The organism is Amycolatopsis nalaikhensis, assembly GCF_030264295.1.
In the GTDB taxonomy this organism is placed as follows: Bacteria; Actinomycetota; Actinomycetes; order Mycobacteriales; family Pseudonocardiaceae; genus Amycolatopsis; species Amycolatopsis nalaikhensis.
Map to the genome: position 1 here is coordinate 5,347,770 of NZ_CP127173.1, position 13,969 is coordinate 5,361,738.

13 protein-coding genes are annotated in these 13,969 nt (G+C 71.2%); 5 read left to right on the forward strand and 8 right to left on the reverse strand.

Features of this window, described 5'->3' with window-relative positions; translation table 11 throughout:
- Nucleotides 1–8: 8 nt before the first annotated feature.
- The 4 genes from QP939_RS26435 to QP939_RS26450 are packed head-to-tail and all read left to right on the forward strand — an operon-like array spanning nt 9 to nt 4,874.
- Nucleotides 9–1,307, forward strand: a complete 1,299-nt coding sequence (locus QP939_RS26435) for an MlaD family protein (protein ID WP_285448814.1) — start codon at nt 9–11, stop codon at nt 1,305–1,307.
- Entirely contained in the window at nt 1,304–3,571 is a 2,268-nt protein-coding gene (locus QP939_RS26440) for an MMPL family transporter (RefSeq protein WP_285448815.1), read from the forward strand. The genes QP939_RS26435 and QP939_RS26440 overlap by 4 nt, the downstream gene beginning before the upstream one ends.
- The gene (locus tag QP939_RS26445; protein WP_285448816.1) at nt 3,568–4,668 is read left to right on the forward strand and encodes a peptidylprolyl isomerase; all 1,101 of its coding nucleotides are present in this window, start codon (nt 3,568–3,570) and stop codon (nt 4,666–4,668) included. The genes QP939_RS26440 and QP939_RS26445 overlap by 4 nt, the downstream gene beginning before the upstream one ends.
- Nucleotides 4,665–4,874, forward strand: a complete 210-nt coding sequence (locus QP939_RS26450; RefSeq protein ID WP_195007574.1) for a hypothetical protein — start codon at nt 4,665–4,667, stop codon at nt 4,872–4,874. The genes QP939_RS26445 and QP939_RS26450 overlap by 4 nt, the downstream gene beginning before the upstream one ends.
- Before the next feature lie 4 nt (nt 4,875–4,878).
- On the opposite strand, the gene QP939_RS26455 is transcribed toward QP939_RS26450, so the two are convergent.
- Together QP939_RS26455 and QP939_RS26460 are read right to left on the reverse strand one after the other, a co-directional pair.
- Nucleotides 4,879–6,027 carry a helix-turn-helix transcriptional regulator gene (locus tag QP939_RS26455; RefSeq protein ID WP_285448820.1) on the reverse strand — a complete coding sequence of 383 codons (1,149 nt, stop codon included), beginning with the start codon at nt 6,025–6,027 and terminating at the stop codon, nt 4,879–4,881.
- Nucleotides 6,028–6,115: 88 nt separating this feature from the next.
- Nucleotides 6,116–7,060: a 3-carboxyethylcatechol 2,3-dioxygenase gene (locus QP939_RS26460; RefSeq protein ID WP_285448821.1), complete on the reverse strand. Its 945-nt coding sequence runs from the start codon at nt 7,058–7,060 to the stop codon at nt 6,116–6,118.
- A 104-nt stretch (nt 7,061–7,164) separates the two neighbouring features.
- Between QP939_RS26460 and QP939_RS26465 the strand changes: the two genes are divergently transcribed.
- Nucleotides 7,165–8,286 (forward strand): lytic transglycosylase domain-containing protein, encoded by a 1,122-nt coding sequence (locus tag QP939_RS26465; protein WP_285448822.1) that lies wholly within the window; start codon nt 7,165–7,167, stop codon nt 8,284–8,286.
- 106 nt (nt 8,287–8,392) lie between these two features.
- Here QP939_RS26465 and QP939_RS26470 read toward each other — a convergent pair whose 3' ends face one another.
- From QP939_RS26470 to QP939_RS26495, 6 genes are all read right to left on the reverse strand, one after another.
- A complete protein-coding gene (locus QP939_RS26470; protein WP_285448823.1) occupies nt 8,393–9,379 on the reverse strand; it encodes a dihydrodipicolinate synthase family protein in 987 nt (328 codons plus the stop codon).
- 202 nt (nt 9,380–9,581) lie between these two features.
- Complete coding sequence (locus tag QP939_RS26475) at nt 9,582–10,352, reverse strand: VOC family protein (protein WP_285448825.1); 771 nt, start codon at nt 10,350–10,352, stop codon at nt 9,582–9,584.
- A 7-nt stretch (nt 10,353–10,359) separates the two neighbouring features.
- A complete protein-coding gene (locus QP939_RS26480; protein ID WP_285448826.1) occupies nt 10,360–10,836 on the reverse strand; it encodes a cupin domain-containing protein in 477 nt (158 codons plus the stop codon).
- Between the two features lie 11 nt (nt 10,837–10,847).
- Nucleotides 10,848–11,612 carry an SDR family oxidoreductase gene (locus QP939_RS26485; RefSeq protein ID WP_285448828.1) on the reverse strand — a complete coding sequence of 255 codons (765 nt, stop codon included), beginning with the start codon at nt 11,610–11,612 and terminating at the stop codon, nt 10,848–10,850.
- Entirely contained in the window at nt 11,609–13,087 is a 1,479-nt protein-coding gene (locus QP939_RS26490) for a 4-hydroxyphenylacetate 3-hydroxylase family protein (protein WP_285448830.1), read from the reverse strand. The genes QP939_RS26485 and QP939_RS26490 overlap by 4 nt, the downstream gene beginning before the upstream one ends.
- On the reverse strand, nt 13,087–13,944 hold the full coding sequence (locus tag QP939_RS26495; protein WP_195005673.1) for an alpha/beta fold hydrolase: 858 nt from the start codon (nt 13,942–13,944) through the stop codon (nt 13,087–13,089). Before QP939_RS26495 ends, QP939_RS26490 begins: the two co-directional genes overlap by 1 nt.
- Nucleotides 13,945–13,969: the final 25 nt, after the last annotated feature.

A 13,969-nucleotide genomic window follows, 5' to 3' on the forward strand; every position in this document is an offset into this window, starting at 1 on the left:
AGTGTCCAATGAGGATTCCCAGTGGGCTCGTCCCGCACATCCGGACCTTGGTGCTGGCCGTGTTCATCGCCGCCTGCGCCGGCCTGTTCGGGTACCTGTGGCTGAACTCCGGCGGCCGGCTGCCTGGTATCTCCCAGGCGGGCTACACCGCCGAAGTGCAGTTCCGCACCGCGTCGAACCTGGTCTACGACTCGGACATCACCATCGCCGGGGTCAAGGTCGGCAAGGTCCAGGCGCTGCGCACGGAAGGCGACCTCGCGCACGTCACGATGCGCCTCGACGAGAACGCGCTGCTGCACGAGGGAGCGACCGTCCAGGTCCGGAACAAGACCCTGATCGAAGAGACCTACCTCGAAATCACCGACGGCCACGGCCCGGCGCTGCCCAGCGGCACCGTGCTGCCGCCGTCGGCGGGCAAGGAGGCCGTCGAGCTCGACGACGTGCTCACGAGCCTCGACAAGCCGACGAAGGAGTCGCTGGGCACGCTCGTCCGCTCGCTCGGCGCCGGGACCAAGGACACCAAACAGGGAGTTTCGCAGGCCCTGCAAGGACTCGGTGACCTAGGCCGGGAGGGGCACGGCGCGCTGGCGGCCCTCTCGGCCCAGTCCGGGGACCTGCAGCAGCTGACCGGCAACACGGCGAAGCTGCTCGCGGCGCTCGACACCCGGCAGGGGCAGATCGCCGACCTGGTGACCGACGCCGACAAGCTCACCCAGGCGACCGCGGGCAGCGACACCGAACTCCGGGAGGTCCTGCGGCGGCTGCCCGGCCTGATGGACACCGCCAAGAACGCCAGCGGCGGGCTGAGCCGGCTTTCGCCCGCGCTGGGACCGGTCGCCGGCGGCCTGAACGCGGCCGCGCCCGACCTCGACGCGGCCCTGCGGGAACTGCCGGCCACCTCGGCCGATCTGCGTGGCCTGCTGCCGTCGTTGAACGGCGTGCTCGACGCGGCACCCGGCACGCTGCAGCGGGTGCCGGCAGTGGCCGCGGACGCGTCGAAGTTCCTGCCGACGCTGAACGTGGCGCTGGGCGACGTGAACCCCATGCTGTCCTACCTGGTGCCCTACGGCCGTGACGTCGCCGCCTTCTTCACCAACATCGGGCAGGTGACGGCGCGGGGTGACGCCAACGGCAACGCGATCCGGTTGTTCATGGTCTTCAACGAGCAGAGCGTGAAGGGCCTGCCGGCCAACATCGACGTCGGTCCGCTGAAGAAGAACAACCCCTATCCGGCGCCCGGGCAGTCCGCGAACCCGGGAGCGTTCACCGGGTCCTACCCGCGGGTCGAACAGGACCCGCCGAAATGAGGCGCTTGAAGCTGTGGCGGCTGTCCCGCCGGACGCTGGGAATGACGGCCGTCGTCGTCGTGCTGGCCGGGTTCGTCGGGACCGGCATCGTGAAGACCCGCATCGAGACCGGCGTCGGCTCGTTCCTGCCGGGCGATGATCCCGCGGTGGCGCGCTTCGACGAGCTGAGCCGGTCGTTCGGCGGTGACCCCGTCGTCGTGCTGCTCGAATCGGCGAAACCCGGGCTGCTACTCGACCAGCCCCACCTGCCGTCGCTGGTCAAGCTGGAGGGCGAGTTCGCGAAGCTGCCTGATGTCGCCGCCGTGTACGGGCCGGGCACCGTGTTGAATCAGGCCGCCGGCCGGGCACAGGACCTGATGGCTGAGCTGTCCGGCCGCCGCGACCGCCTGCGCGCGCAGGCCCAGGCCGAGGCCAAGCAGCGTGGCGCGTCCGACCGGGCGGCCGGCCAGGCCGCCGACTCCGCAGTGGCCGCGTTCGACCAGCGGTACGGCAAGCTGCTCGTGCAGGCCCTGCCGGCGGGTCTGCCGACGCTGAAGAACCAGGCGTTCGTCAACGCGGTCGTCTTCGGTGCGGACGGAGCTCCCCGGCCGCAGTGGCACTTCGTCGTGCCGTCGGCGAACGCGGTCGCGATCCTGGTCCGCCCGAGGCAGAACCTCGACCAGGCCGCCACCGAGCGGCTCGTCCGGGACGTGCGGGGTGCGGTCGACGCGGCCGCCGTCGACGGGGCGAAGGTGACCGTGTCCGGCGTCCCCGCGATCGCGGGTGCCCTCGCCGACGAGGTCCGCGCGGAACTTCCCCTGCTCGGCGGCGCCGCGTTGGCCGCGGTGGCCCTCTGTTTCCTGCTGGTGCCGTGGCACCGCCGCCGGCACCGGCTGCTGCCGCTAGCGGGCTCGCTCGTGGCCACGGCGGTGACGGTCGCCCTGTTCGGCTGGCTGGGCCGCCCGCTGTCGCTGGGGGTGGTGGCCTTCCTGCCGGTGCTGCTCGGCGTCGGCAGTGACTTCCCGACCTACCTGGCGCGCCGGGCGGACCGGCGGGTCGTGTTCGCGGTCGCCGCCGCCACCGCGGCCGCGTTCGGCGCGCTGGCCTTCGCGCCGTTGCCGTTCGTGCGGGACCTCGGGATCGCGCTCGGGATCGGGGTGCTGGTCGCCTTCGCCGTCGGCCTGCTGTTCCGGCCGGCCGTGGCGGAGCCCGCCCCCGTGAAGGCCTACAGTGGACACACGGCGAGCCTGCCGGTGCGGCTCGGAGTGGGACTGGCCGTGGCGGCGCTGGCGGCCGGCGGCTGGGCGGCGCTGCCCGGGCTTCCGCTGCAGAGTGACGTCGAGAGCTTCGCGCACGGACTGCCCGCGTTCGACGACGCGAAGCACGTCGAGCAGGTCATCGGCTCCTCCGGCGAGGTCGACGTCGTCCTGCGCGGCCCGGATGTCACTTCTCCCCAGGCGCTGGCGTGGTCGCGGCAAGCCCAGGACGTCACCATCTCCCGGCACGGCGATCGTCTCCGTCCGGTCGTGTCGCTCCCGACGCTGCTGAACTTCCTCGGCTCCGCGCCCACGAAGGACGAGATCGCCGCGGCGGTGCGCCTGTTGCCGCCCTACCTGACCGGTTCTGTTCTGCGCGCCGACGGGCAGGAGTCCGTGCTCTCGTTCGGCGTGCGGCTGGACGACGTCGAGAGCCTGGTCGGCCTGCGCGACGACCTGCTGAACCAGCTGCCCCCGGCACCGCCGGGGTACCACGCCGAGCTGACCGGGCTGCCGATCGTTGCGGCACGCGGGTACGAACTCGTCTCCGGTAACCGGTTCTGGACCAACGGGCTCGGCATCGCCGTGGCCGGGCTCGTGCTCGCCGTCGTGCTCGCCCGGCGCAGGGACGCGCTCCGCGCGGTCGCCACCGCCGTGATCGCCACCGGGACCGGCCTGCTCGCCATCCGGCTGACCGGAATCTCGCTGACGCCGATCACCATGGCGCTCGGATCCCTCATCGCGGCCGTCGGCTGCGAGTTCGCGGTACTTCTGGCGGAAGCCGGCCGCGGCCGCGATCACGCGTTGCGCAGATCCGTCCTGCTGGTCGGTGCGGTTTCCACCGTCGGCTACCTCGCACTGGCACTTTCGCGGCTCGACGCCATCCGGCAGTTCGGCCTGCTGCTCGCCGCGGCGGTCGTGCTCTCGATGGCCGCCGCCCGGTTCGTCGTCTGGCTCGTGCCGGGCCGGCCCAGCACCGCTCCGGAAACCAGCCCGGCATCCGACACCCTCGTGGGAGTCTCCTCATGAAGATCACCGCCCTGCCCGGCAAGGTCCGGCTGCCCCGCGGCCGCCGTGGCCGGATCCTCACCGTGCTCGTCCTGGTTGTCCTGCTCGGCGGAACCGGCCTCGCCTGGTGGTCGGCGCGTGCCGACGACCTGCCCGACGACGCGGTTTTCGCCTACGGCGGCCGAATCGAGACCGTGGCCCAGCTGCAGGAGCGGATCCAGACCCTGAAGGCACTCTACGGCGTGCAGCCACCGGATGCGCAGGACACGGCCAAGTCCGACGCGTTCCGCCGGGACACCGCGAAGGCCGTCGCCGTCGGGATGGTGCTCGACCAGGCGGCTCACGACCGCGGGATCGTCATTGCCGACAAGGCGGCGCGTGATGTGCTGACCCGGTTCATTTCCCAGCAGATCGGGGAAGGGCCGGAGGCCCGGAGCAAGTTCGTCCAGGCGCTCGGCACCACGGGTACGTCCGAGGACGCGGTGCTGGAGGAGATCAAGCGCCAGCTCGCGGTCTCGCAGCTGTTCGACTCGGTCACCCGGGGCAGCTCGGTCGGCGACGGCGAGGTCACGGACGCGTTCGCGAAGCGGAAGGCCCAGCTGGACACACCGGAACGACGGCAACTCGGCAACATCGTGGTCAAGACGAAGGAGGAGGCCGACCAGGCGCTCACTGACCTCAAGGCCGGGACGCCGTTCGAAACCGTGGTGGCCCAGCGGAGCCTGGACGGCGCGACGCGGGACAAGGGCGGCGACCTCGGCCAGGTGACCGCGGCCCAGCTCGAGGACGGCTACGCCAAGGCGGCCTTCGCGGCACCCGTGGGCGGGCTGTTCGGGCCCGTGCAGACCGCGCACGGTTGGAACGTCGGCCGGGTCCGCCAGGTCCTGCCCCCGCAACCGGCCGTGTTCGACCAGGTCAAGGACCAGCTCAAGCAGCAGCTGACCCTGGAGAAGGCGCTCGCGACGTGGCGCGGGTGGCTCGGGGCGCAGCTGGCGAACGCGAACGTGCGGTACGTCGACAGCTACCGGCCGGCCGACCCGGCCGCACCGCCGCAGGAGGCGCCGGGGTGGTCCCCGGCGCCGGGCCAGGTGCCCGGGCAGCCCCGGCCGTCGCGGTGATCGCGGACTTCGCGGCGCTCGCAGTGGCGGGCGCCGCGCTGGTCGCGATCGGACGGTGGGGCTGCCGCGCGGCGGCCGGGCGGGTCAGCCCGGCCCTGCCGGAACCCGAGCGTCTGCGCCGCATCGGGAAGCTGCGGGGGAGCGGACACGCGCTCCAGGTCGTGGGCGTCGTGTTCGCGCTGGCTGCGGTGTGGAGCCTCTGGTGAGGAGTCAGGCGGGCTCGGGGGCGGCCCGGCCCTGCTGGGTCCGCAGGAACAGCGAGACCGCTTCCGCGCGGTTCGCGGCGCCGAGCTTGCGCAGGATCTGCTTGACGTGCGACTTGGCCGTGTCCTCCGAAATCGTCAGCCGGGTGGCGATCGCGGCGTTGGTCCGGCCCTCGCCCATGAGCCGGAGCACCTCCAGCTGCCGCGGGGTCAGTGCCGACTCCACGAAGGACCGGGCCGGCACCGGCCCGGGCGGCGGGACCACCGGATCGCCGATGACCGGGGCCGCCGGGTGGTCGCTGTCCAGGATCCGGTCCATGGCGTCGGCGATGTTCATCGTGAACCGGCCGACTTCGGTACGCAGCGACTGCAGGCGTTCGACCAGCAGGGTCCGCCGGAACGCGATGCCCAGCCCCTGGGCGAAGGCGCCGAACACCTCGCGGTCGAACTCGTCGACTTGCCGCCCCTGGACGTACCGGTCCGCGTGCACCAGGCCGAGCACGCCGTCGTCGCCGACCACGGGAGCGACCACATAGGACTCCAGACGGGCCGCCTCGACCAGGCAGGCGAGCCCACGCGCTTCACGCTGCGCGTCCGTGACGAGCAGCGCTCGCCGCCTGCGGACAGCCTCGGTCTCGACGACGGTGCGGTCCAGGACCGGTGACTCCGCGCGGCCGATCCGCAGGATCTCCGCCGCCCAGGCGGGATCGCCCAGCACGGTGCACGACTGGGGAACCCACACCGACTCCCGGATCTCCGAGTACAGCGCGCGGTCGAACCCGAGCCGGCACACCGCCTCCGGCACGCACTCGGCGAGCCGGACCACCGAGCGCGCGTCCTGCAGCCGGGTCAACGCCTCCTGGACCTGCGCGTGAACCCGCACCCGGAGGTCGAGCCGCGCCTGGCGCAGCCGTTCGCGGACGTCGGAAACCTCGATGAACAGACCGAGGACGGCGCCGCCGCGGCCGGCGGCGGCGAGTTCACCGATCCGCTCGGCGAGTTCGGCCAGCGCCCCTTCCGCGGCTGGGAAGTCGTCGGGCACGTCCGGGCCGGGGTCGTCGCCGAGCGCGGACCGGGCCCGGGCGGTGACGGCGCGGACCTCGCGCAGGACGGCATGGGGAACAGGGTGCCCGCGGCCGTTCCGGGGCGGAGTCAACGTTGACTTCATGGTTTCCTCTCAAGCCGGGCGGGAACGCGGGGCGCCGGACCCGCTCGTCGGAGGGTCCGGCGCTGCACCCGGAGGATCAGGCGTCGGCGGAAACGGCGGTGGTGACGGCGAACCCCGCCACCCACTCGGGCACCGGCTCGTAGAACCGGTAGTTCATCACGTACTTCCCGCGTGCCGCCATCGCCGCGTACGCGGCTACCCAGGTCCGCACCTCGTGGGAGGAGTGCCCGGCCTGCTCGGCGAACCACTCGGTGCTCCAGCCGTCGACGAGCCGGAGTTCGCCCGCCGAAACCACATCGAGGAACTGCTGGTCCCACTCCGGGTTGATCGGCTGCATCGACGACGTGCCCGCGGCCAGGTCGAGGCCCGAGGCGATCACGCGGGCCTGTCGCCGGGCGCGCTCTTCGGGCGTCGGGTTGCGACCGTCGATCAGCCGCGCGGCGACCTCCTCGGTCGCGTTTTCCAGCTGGGGCACCGGCGGGTCGTGCGAGAGCCCGCCGGAACCGAGGAACAGCACGCGCTGCTCGTCGAGGTGGGCGCTCGCGTGGCCGATCGCCGTGCCGAGCTGCCGGACGCGGCCGACGGGACAGAGCGGCGCGGCGACCGAGTTGATGAAGACGGGGACGACGGGAACGCGGTCGAGCCCGCCGAACAGGAGCTGCAGCGGCTGGGAGAACCCGTGGTCGACGTACATCCGTTCGGACAGCGCGACGTCGATCCCGGCCGCCAGGACGTCCTTGGCCAGCGTCCGCGCGGAACCGGCGACCGAGAGCTCGCCGGCCGGGGTGTCGTAGTCCCCGAGCGCGGTGGCCCGTGTCCCGATGCAGAACGGCGGCATCATGTCGTAGAAGAAACCGTTGTAGTGGTCGGGCGCGAAGAGCACCACGAGGTCGGGCTCGAATCCGGCGATGAAGCGCCGCGCGTGGTCGAAAGCCTTCTCGACCCGCTCCTCAACGGCTTTCGCCGGTTGGTTGAACCCGATCAGTGGCGAATGGGACAGGGCGCACACGGCAACGGGCATCGACCCACCACCCTTTCTTTGCGGTCGTTCTTCCGGTAAGAAACATGCTAGAATCTTAGCATACCAGTCCTCGGTTTCGATGACGCAACGGAAAGGGACCTGGCATGACAGTGCCGATCGGCAATCGCAGGGAAGGCAGTCATCGCGCAGCGCGAAGGAGGATGGGGAAACGTCACCGGGCCCGTACCGCGGTCGCTATCACGAGTGCGCTCGTGGTCGGTGGTGGGGTGCTGCTGGTCGAACCCGTGGCCGACGGGCGGCCCTTTCCCGCGACCGCCGCGACCAGGTCGCCGGCGCAAGGGAAACCGGTCTCGCCGGCAGTGCCGCGGGTGGAGCTTCCCGCGGCACTGCCCAGCGTGCCGGTGCTGCCGCCGCTCGCGGTCCCGGCCGGCTACCCGCTCGGTGCCGCCGCCGGATCCGGTGCGAGCACGGGCATTCCGGCGACGGTGCTCGACGCCTACCGCCGCGCCGAGGGCTCGCTCGGTCGCGCCAACCCTGGGTGTCACCTGACCTGGGCGTTGCTCGCGGGGATCGGCAAGATCGAGTCGAACCACGCCCGTCACGGCGACGTGGACGCGCGGGGAACGATGGTCCGGCCGGTCTACGGTCCCGCCTTGGACGGTTCGCCCGGCTTCGCCAGGATGGTCGACGCGAGGAGCGGGCAATGGGCGCGTGCCGCCGGCCCGATGCAGTTCATCCCCGCGACCTGGCAGAAATGGGGTGTGGACGGATCCGGTGACGGCCAGGCGGACGTGCAGAACGTCTACGATTCCGCCGAGTCCGCCGGCCGGTATCTCTGTGCCGCCGATCGCGATCTGAACACCGGCGCCGGACTGCGGAGTGCCATTCTCAGTTACAACAATTCCGAAGATTACCTGAACAAGGTCATGGCGTGGATGCGAACCTATTCCGCGGGTTCGTTCGCCGTGCCGGACGAACCCGGGAGCCCCGGAGAAGAGCCGACCTACGACGACAGCGTGGCGTCCGTTCCGGCCCCGCCGGTGGCGCCGCGCCCGCCGGCCACGGGTGCCGTGCCGGCCGCGCCCGCGCCGGCCAAGCCGGCCCCCGCGCCGGCCGATCCGCCGACACGACCGGCGCCTGCGCCCGCACCTGCGCCGGAGCCGATCGCCGGGGTGCCGATCAGCGTGCCCGCACCGCTGGACGGCGTCGTCACGACCGCGGGGCAGGTGGTGGGTGGGCTGCTCGGCCCGCTCGGCACGCACTGAACCCGGTGACGACTGACTGATGGCGCCGCCCCGGCTGGCTGGGGCGGCGCCATCAGTTTCCCGCGGGCCCGGACGTGCCACACACAAGCACGGTGCCGGGCGGGCCTCAGGAGTTCCGGCCACGGACTTCGCCGACGAGCGTGCGCCAACGCCGCCCGTTTTCGCGCGCGCCGTCGGCGTAGGCGCCGGGAACGACGTGGTAGGGCGGCCGGGCGGGCCCGGCGGTGACGTAGCCGGCCTCGTCGAAGCGGATCTTCTCGAGGGTGATGTTGTACTTGGAGAACTCGCGGAAGTTCGTCCTGGCGAGGAACGGCTCGTACGTCCACTCGATGCGCCGGGTGAGATGCCGCGCCGCACCGACATCTCCGGCCCGGATCGCGTCACGCAGCGCGAGCACGGGCTCCGGGCCGCACAGGGCGCTGCTGCTCCAGCAGCCGAGCGCCGTTTCCGGGTACAGCGTGTGCGCCGCGAGCCAGTCGCTCTCCAGGGGGAGCAACCGGAGCCGGTCGCCGACCGCCGCCATGTCCGCGCCGAACTTCGGCGTGATCGCGATGTACTTCGCACCGATGATCTGGGGCACCTGCGACAGCTCGGCGTAGGCGGCCGACGGGATCGGGCCCTTGAACGCCTCGGGGTTGTCGTAGAGGACGATCGCCATGTCCGGGAAAAGGCCGGCGACGTCGCGGTAGAACGCGAGCAGCGTGTCGGCGCCGAGTTCGCTCCACATCGGACGGCCGAGGATGACGCCGCGCACGCCGAGGTCCCGCAAGAAGCGGATCCGGTCGACCGTGTCCCGCGTGTTGGGGGCGGTCGCGCCGACGAACAACGGGAGATCCGGCGCGGTGTCCGAAACCGCGTCGGCGACGCACGCCGCGAAGGCCCGCCACTCGGCCGGCGTCAGAGTTGCCATCTCGCCGAGGGTCCCGTTGGTGATGATCCCGTCGACGCCGTCGGCGACCAGGGCGCGGATCATCCGATCGGATTCGTCGAGGTCCACGGTGTCCCGTGCGGTGAGCGCGGCCGCGCCGGGCAGTGCCGGGGTGGGCGTGACGGCGATGACGCCGCGCAGGTCGTCCACACCGAACTTCTGCACCACGGTCTCCTCGCGTTGTCGAGAAATGGGCGGTCCGCCCGGCAGGTCGAGTGGGGGGCTGCCTTGCCTGCCGGGCGGACCGGGTTTCGGGGGAATTCAGGAAGCGTGGCCGAACGATTCGGGCGGCTGCAGGCCCCACGGGCTGAACGCCTTCGGGAAGTCGTCCCACACGACCGGGTCGTTGCGGCGCACCCGCGGCATCTCAGCCGACAGTTCGTAGCGGTTGCCCGCGGCCCAGAAGTAGGTGTAGACGTTGCCGCCCACGCCGTGCCGGCCCGGTCCGACCTCGATCGGCACGCCGTGCCGACCGCAGCTCGTCGGCGGCCAGCTTGAGGTGGTCGAACGACTCCATCCCGAGCGCGTAGTGGTGCAGCGACTTCCCGGCCTCCGGGGTGGAGATGATCGCGATGTCGTGGTGCAGCGTGCTGGCCCGGCACCACGCCGCGCCGATCACCCCGGGTGCCGGGGCGAAGATGTCGGACACCTGGAAGTCCAGCAGCTCGACCAGGAAGTCGACCAGCGGCTTGGGATCCTGCGCCTGCACGGTGATGTGGTCGAAGTCCAGCGCGCGGATCCCGTCGCGGTACGGGGCCTTGGCCGGGTGGACGTACTGCGGCCCGGTCGAGAGCACCGCGAGTTCCATCGCGTGTCCCGACGGCGCCTGGAACCGCAGCGCCTGGACCACACCGGGGTGTTCGTCGGTGCGGGTCTCGGTGGCGACGCCGGCTTCGGCGAGCCGCTTCGCGTAGCGGTCGAGATCCGCGACGTCGTCGACGCGCAGGGCGAACCTCCGGACCCCGGTCCCGCCGGCGGTCAGCACGAGGTCGCAGCCGCCGTCGATGCCGACGGAGAACCGCACCGCGCCATCTGCGCGGCCGATCTCCCGCATGCCCAGCACGTCGGTGTGGAAGCCGACGGCCGCGTCGAGGTCGACGACGGCGAGTTCGGCGTGGGCCACCTGTGAAATACCCATCGGTGGATCAGCTCCTGTCCATCTTGTCGTAAGGGATGTTCCCGGCGCTTTCCCGCCGGTTGATGCCGAGGGCGTCGAGCTGTCGCGAGTTTTCGACGAGGATCATGCGGACGGGGCCGGTGCCGTCGTTGTAGTGCCGGTGCCAGACCCACGGCGGGGTGTAGACGAAGTCCCCGGCCGACCACCGCAGCGTCCGCGGCCCGATTTCGGAGTAGCCGCTGCCCTCGACGACGCAGTGCACGGACTCGTGCACGTGGCGCTGGAGGTCCGTCGCCGTACCGGCGGGGATCTCCTGCAGGTAGAACTCCATCGACTTCGCCGGGACGTCCGCGAGGACGCCGACCCGGCTGGGGTTGCCGGTCACGTCCTCCTCGAGCCACCGGGCACTCGCCGAGCGGGTGACGAGGTGCTCCGGCATCGACCGCTCCGGGTCGTAGTCCTTCATCTCGTGGAGCTTGTGCATCCACTGGTCGAAATTCGTCATGGTCCTTCCCGTCAGGTCGAGGTCATCCCGCCGTCGACGACGTGGGTCTGCCCGGTCTGGAAGCCGGCGAAGTCCGAGCAGAGGTGGCAGACCAGGTCGGCGATTTCCTCAGGCCGTCCCCACCGGCCGACGGGGAGCTCGGTCGCGAGCTGCCGCTGTTCCAGCTCTTCGACCGGGACGCCCGCGGCGGCCGCGCGCGCCGCGGCGAGCGAACGCCGCCGTGGCGTGTCGATGTGCGCGGGGGCGATGACGTGCGTGGTGACGCCGTGTGGCGCCACTTCGGCGGCCAGGGAGCGGGCGAGCGCGGCCACCCCCGCCCGCATCACGTTGGACAGGTGCAGCAGGGGCAACGGTTTGACGACGCCGACCGAGGTGACGTAGATCAGCCGTCCCCACCCGGCCGCGGACATCCCCGGCAACACCGCGTTCGTCAGCGAGATCGCGCTGTCGAGCAGGAGCCGGTAGGCCGATTGCCAATCGTCCGCCGAGAGTTCGGCGGCCTTCGCCGCGCGGGTGCCACCCGTGTTGGACACGAGGATGTCGATGTCGCCGAGGGTTTCGCGCGCGGCGTCGGCCGCCGCGGCCGCGGCGCCGGGCTGGGTGAAGTCCGCGACCGCCCAGCCCGCCGCGCCGATCTTCCGGGCGACCTCACCGGTGTGCGGTCCGGTTCCCGTGATGAACACCTCGGCCCCGTCCGCTCGCAGCGACTTCGCGATCGCCGTGCCGAGCCCGCTCGACCCGGCGGTCACCAGGGCCCGGCGGCCGTGCACCGTCATGCCGCCGCACCCTCCCCGGTACTGCCGGGCAGGAGCCCGGATTCCTTGATCGAGGTGGCCAGCAGCCCGTCGATCAGGCCCAGCGGCTCGGTCCAGTCGTACTGGTTGAACTGGGTGTTGATGCGGAGGAACAGCGGATCGCCCGCGTAGAACCGCTCGTAGAGCTCGTGGCGGCCACCGAAGGCGGAGACCGCGAGATCGGCGGCGACCTTGTAGATCGCGACGCGGTCCAGGCTGTTCGTGTCGGGCCCGCGGTAGAACCGGGCGATGTCCGCCGCGATCGGCGAGTCGAACGCGCTCACGTCGGCCGGCTGGTAGAGCAGGCCGCCGGCGAGGATCTGCTGCAGGATCTCGCGGACGCGCGGGTACCACCGGTTCGCGGAGTTGCGGACCGCGTACAGCGGCCGGACGTCGGGGAACAGGATGCCGTCGTCGTTGCGCTGCGCGCCGGCTTCGGCGGCGAGCACGGCGGCCCGGGTCAGCTCGATGTAGGTGGTGATCTCGCCGAGCGCGTCGCGGACCTGGGGGAACTGGTCGGTCTTGACGATCTCGGTCGCCCGCTTGGCGATGCCCGCGACGAACTGGAGCTTCGCCAGCAGCCGGACCGAGGTCTGGACGCCGGTGAAGGCGTTGGAGTTGATCGCCCAGATGTTGTTGACCCGCTCGAAGTCCTGGTTGATGAAGACCCGGTCCCAGGGGACGAGCACGTCGTCGAACACGACCACGGCGTCCATCTCGTCGAACCGGCTGGAGAGCGGGTGGTCGAAGCCGTTCCCGCCGCCGAACGGTTCGCGGCAGATCAGCCGGACACCCGGGGCGTCGGCCGGGATGGCGAACGCGATGGCGTAGGGCTTCTCCTCGGCCGCGTACTTGCGGAGCGAGAAGGGCCAGACGAGGATCTCGTCGGAGTAGGGCGCGGCCGTGGCCAGCATCTTCGCACCGCTCACGATGATGCCGTCCGGGGTCTCGCGCTTCACGCCGAGGTAGGTGTACGGGTCGGGCTGTTGCGACGGCGGCTTCGAACGGTCGACGGGCGGGTCCGCCAAGGCGTGGGACAGGAAGAGGTCGTTGTCCCGCACGTACTTGTAGTACGCGCGCACCCGGTCGGCGCCTTCACCGAAGAACTCGGCGTTGGCGTTCCACGCCACCAGCATCGCGCTGACGAAGTCGGTGCTGCGCCCCATCATGCCGAGGCTGGAGTCCGCCCACTGCTTGTGCATGACGCGGCGGAGCTCGAGGTCTTCGATCGTGCGTGGCATCAGGAACTGCACTCCCGCCTTGCCGCCACCGTCTCCGGGCGAGAAGAGCATGCTGTCGTTCTCGGACTGCAGGTCGTAGAGGCGGGCGATTTCGGCCGCGGCGCCGGACGTCGCCTTGTGCCCGGCCACGTCGGTGATCTTCTCGGCCCCGACCCACAGCTCAGGGCTGTGGGTGCGCAGCCGGTCGAGGTACGCGGCGCCGTTTCGTGCGGTCATCACTTTCCTTTCAAGAACCTGATGTGGGTCTCGTTGAACTGGTCCGGCTTCTCCCACTGCGGCCAGTGGCCCGCGCCCTCGATGACCTCGAGGCGGCTCCCGGGGATCAGCTCCTCCAGCAGCGCGGCTTCTTCGACCGAAGCCGTCGGGTCGTGGTCGGTCCACAGCAGCAGGGTCGGCGAGACGATGCGGCTGCACCACTGCGACGACCAGACGTACGGCCGCCGGTGTTCCCAGTCCTGCACCGCGAGGATGTTGCGCATCGCGTTTTCGAACCCCGGCTGGGTGTAGATCCGCAGCCGCAGGTCGACGAGTTCGTCGGTGACGAGGCTCTTGTCGTGGAAGAGCCACTCGACCCTGGTGCGCACGCTCTGCCGGTTCGCCTCGCGAACCGCCTTCATGCTCGATTCCTTCAGCCCGGCCATCACCTCCGGCTTGTTCGTGATGTTGCCGGGGGTGTTGAGCACCAGCCGGTCGACCCGGCCGGGGTGGTGCGCCGCGGTCCACGCCGCCACCCAGCCACCGAGCGACTCGCCGGAGAGGTGGGCTTTTTCGATGTCCAGCGCGTCCAGGACCGCGATCAGGTGGTCGCTGAGGTAATCGATCGTATAAGGCCGGTCGGGCTTGGCCGAATGTCCGTGACCCGCCATGTCGTAGACGACGATCCGGAATTCTTTCGCCAGGTCGCGGATGTTTCGGGAATAGGCCTCGAGGTGCCCGCCCGTGCCGTGCACCATGACCAGTGCCGGACCGGTGCCCGCTTCCACCACCCGGGTGGCGACGCCGGCCGCGTCGACAGTCCGCTGGCGCAGGTCGACGCCCGCCAAATCGCCCCAGATGCTTATGTGCTGTTCCACCGCAATCCTTTCCTCCCGCGTCGCC

Bases quoted from the DNA above. Each gene is read 5' to 3' on its own strand.
- QP939_RS26445 (WP_285448816.1), top strand. From the start codon at position 3,568: ATGAAGATCACCGCCCTGCCCGGCAAGGTCCGGCTGCCCCGCGGCCGC.
- QP939_RS26485 (WP_285448828.1), bottom strand. From the start codon at position 11,612: ATGACGGTGCACGGCCGCCGGGCCCTGGTGACCGCCGGGTCGAGCGGG.
- QP939_RS26440 (WP_285448815.1), top strand. From the start codon at position 1,304: ATGAGGCGCTTGAAGCTGTGGCGGCTGTCCCGCCGGACGCTGGGAATG.
- QP939_RS26435 (WP_285448814.1), top strand. From the start codon at position 9: ATGAGGATTCCCAGTGGGCTCGTCCCGCACATCCGGACCTTGGTGCTG.
- QP939_RS26480 (WP_285448826.1), bottom strand. From the start codon at position 10,836: ATGACGAATTTCGACCAGTGGATGCACAAGCTCCACGAGATGAAGGAC.
- QP939_RS26475 (WP_285448825.1), bottom strand. From the start codon at position 10,352: ATGGGTATTTCACAGGTGGCCCACGCCGAACTCGCCGTCGTCGACCTC.
- QP939_RS26490 (WP_285448830.1), bottom strand. From the start codon at position 13,087: ATGACCGCACGAAACGGCGCCGCGTACCTCGACCGGCTGCGCACCCAC.
- QP939_RS26460 (WP_285448821.1), bottom strand. From the start codon at position 7,060: ATGCCCGTTGCCGTGTGCGCCCTGTCCCATTCGCCACTGATCGGGTTC.
- QP939_RS26465 (WP_285448822.1), top strand. From the start codon at position 7,165: ATGACAGTGCCGATCGGCAATCGCAGGGAAGGCAGTCATCGCGCAGCG.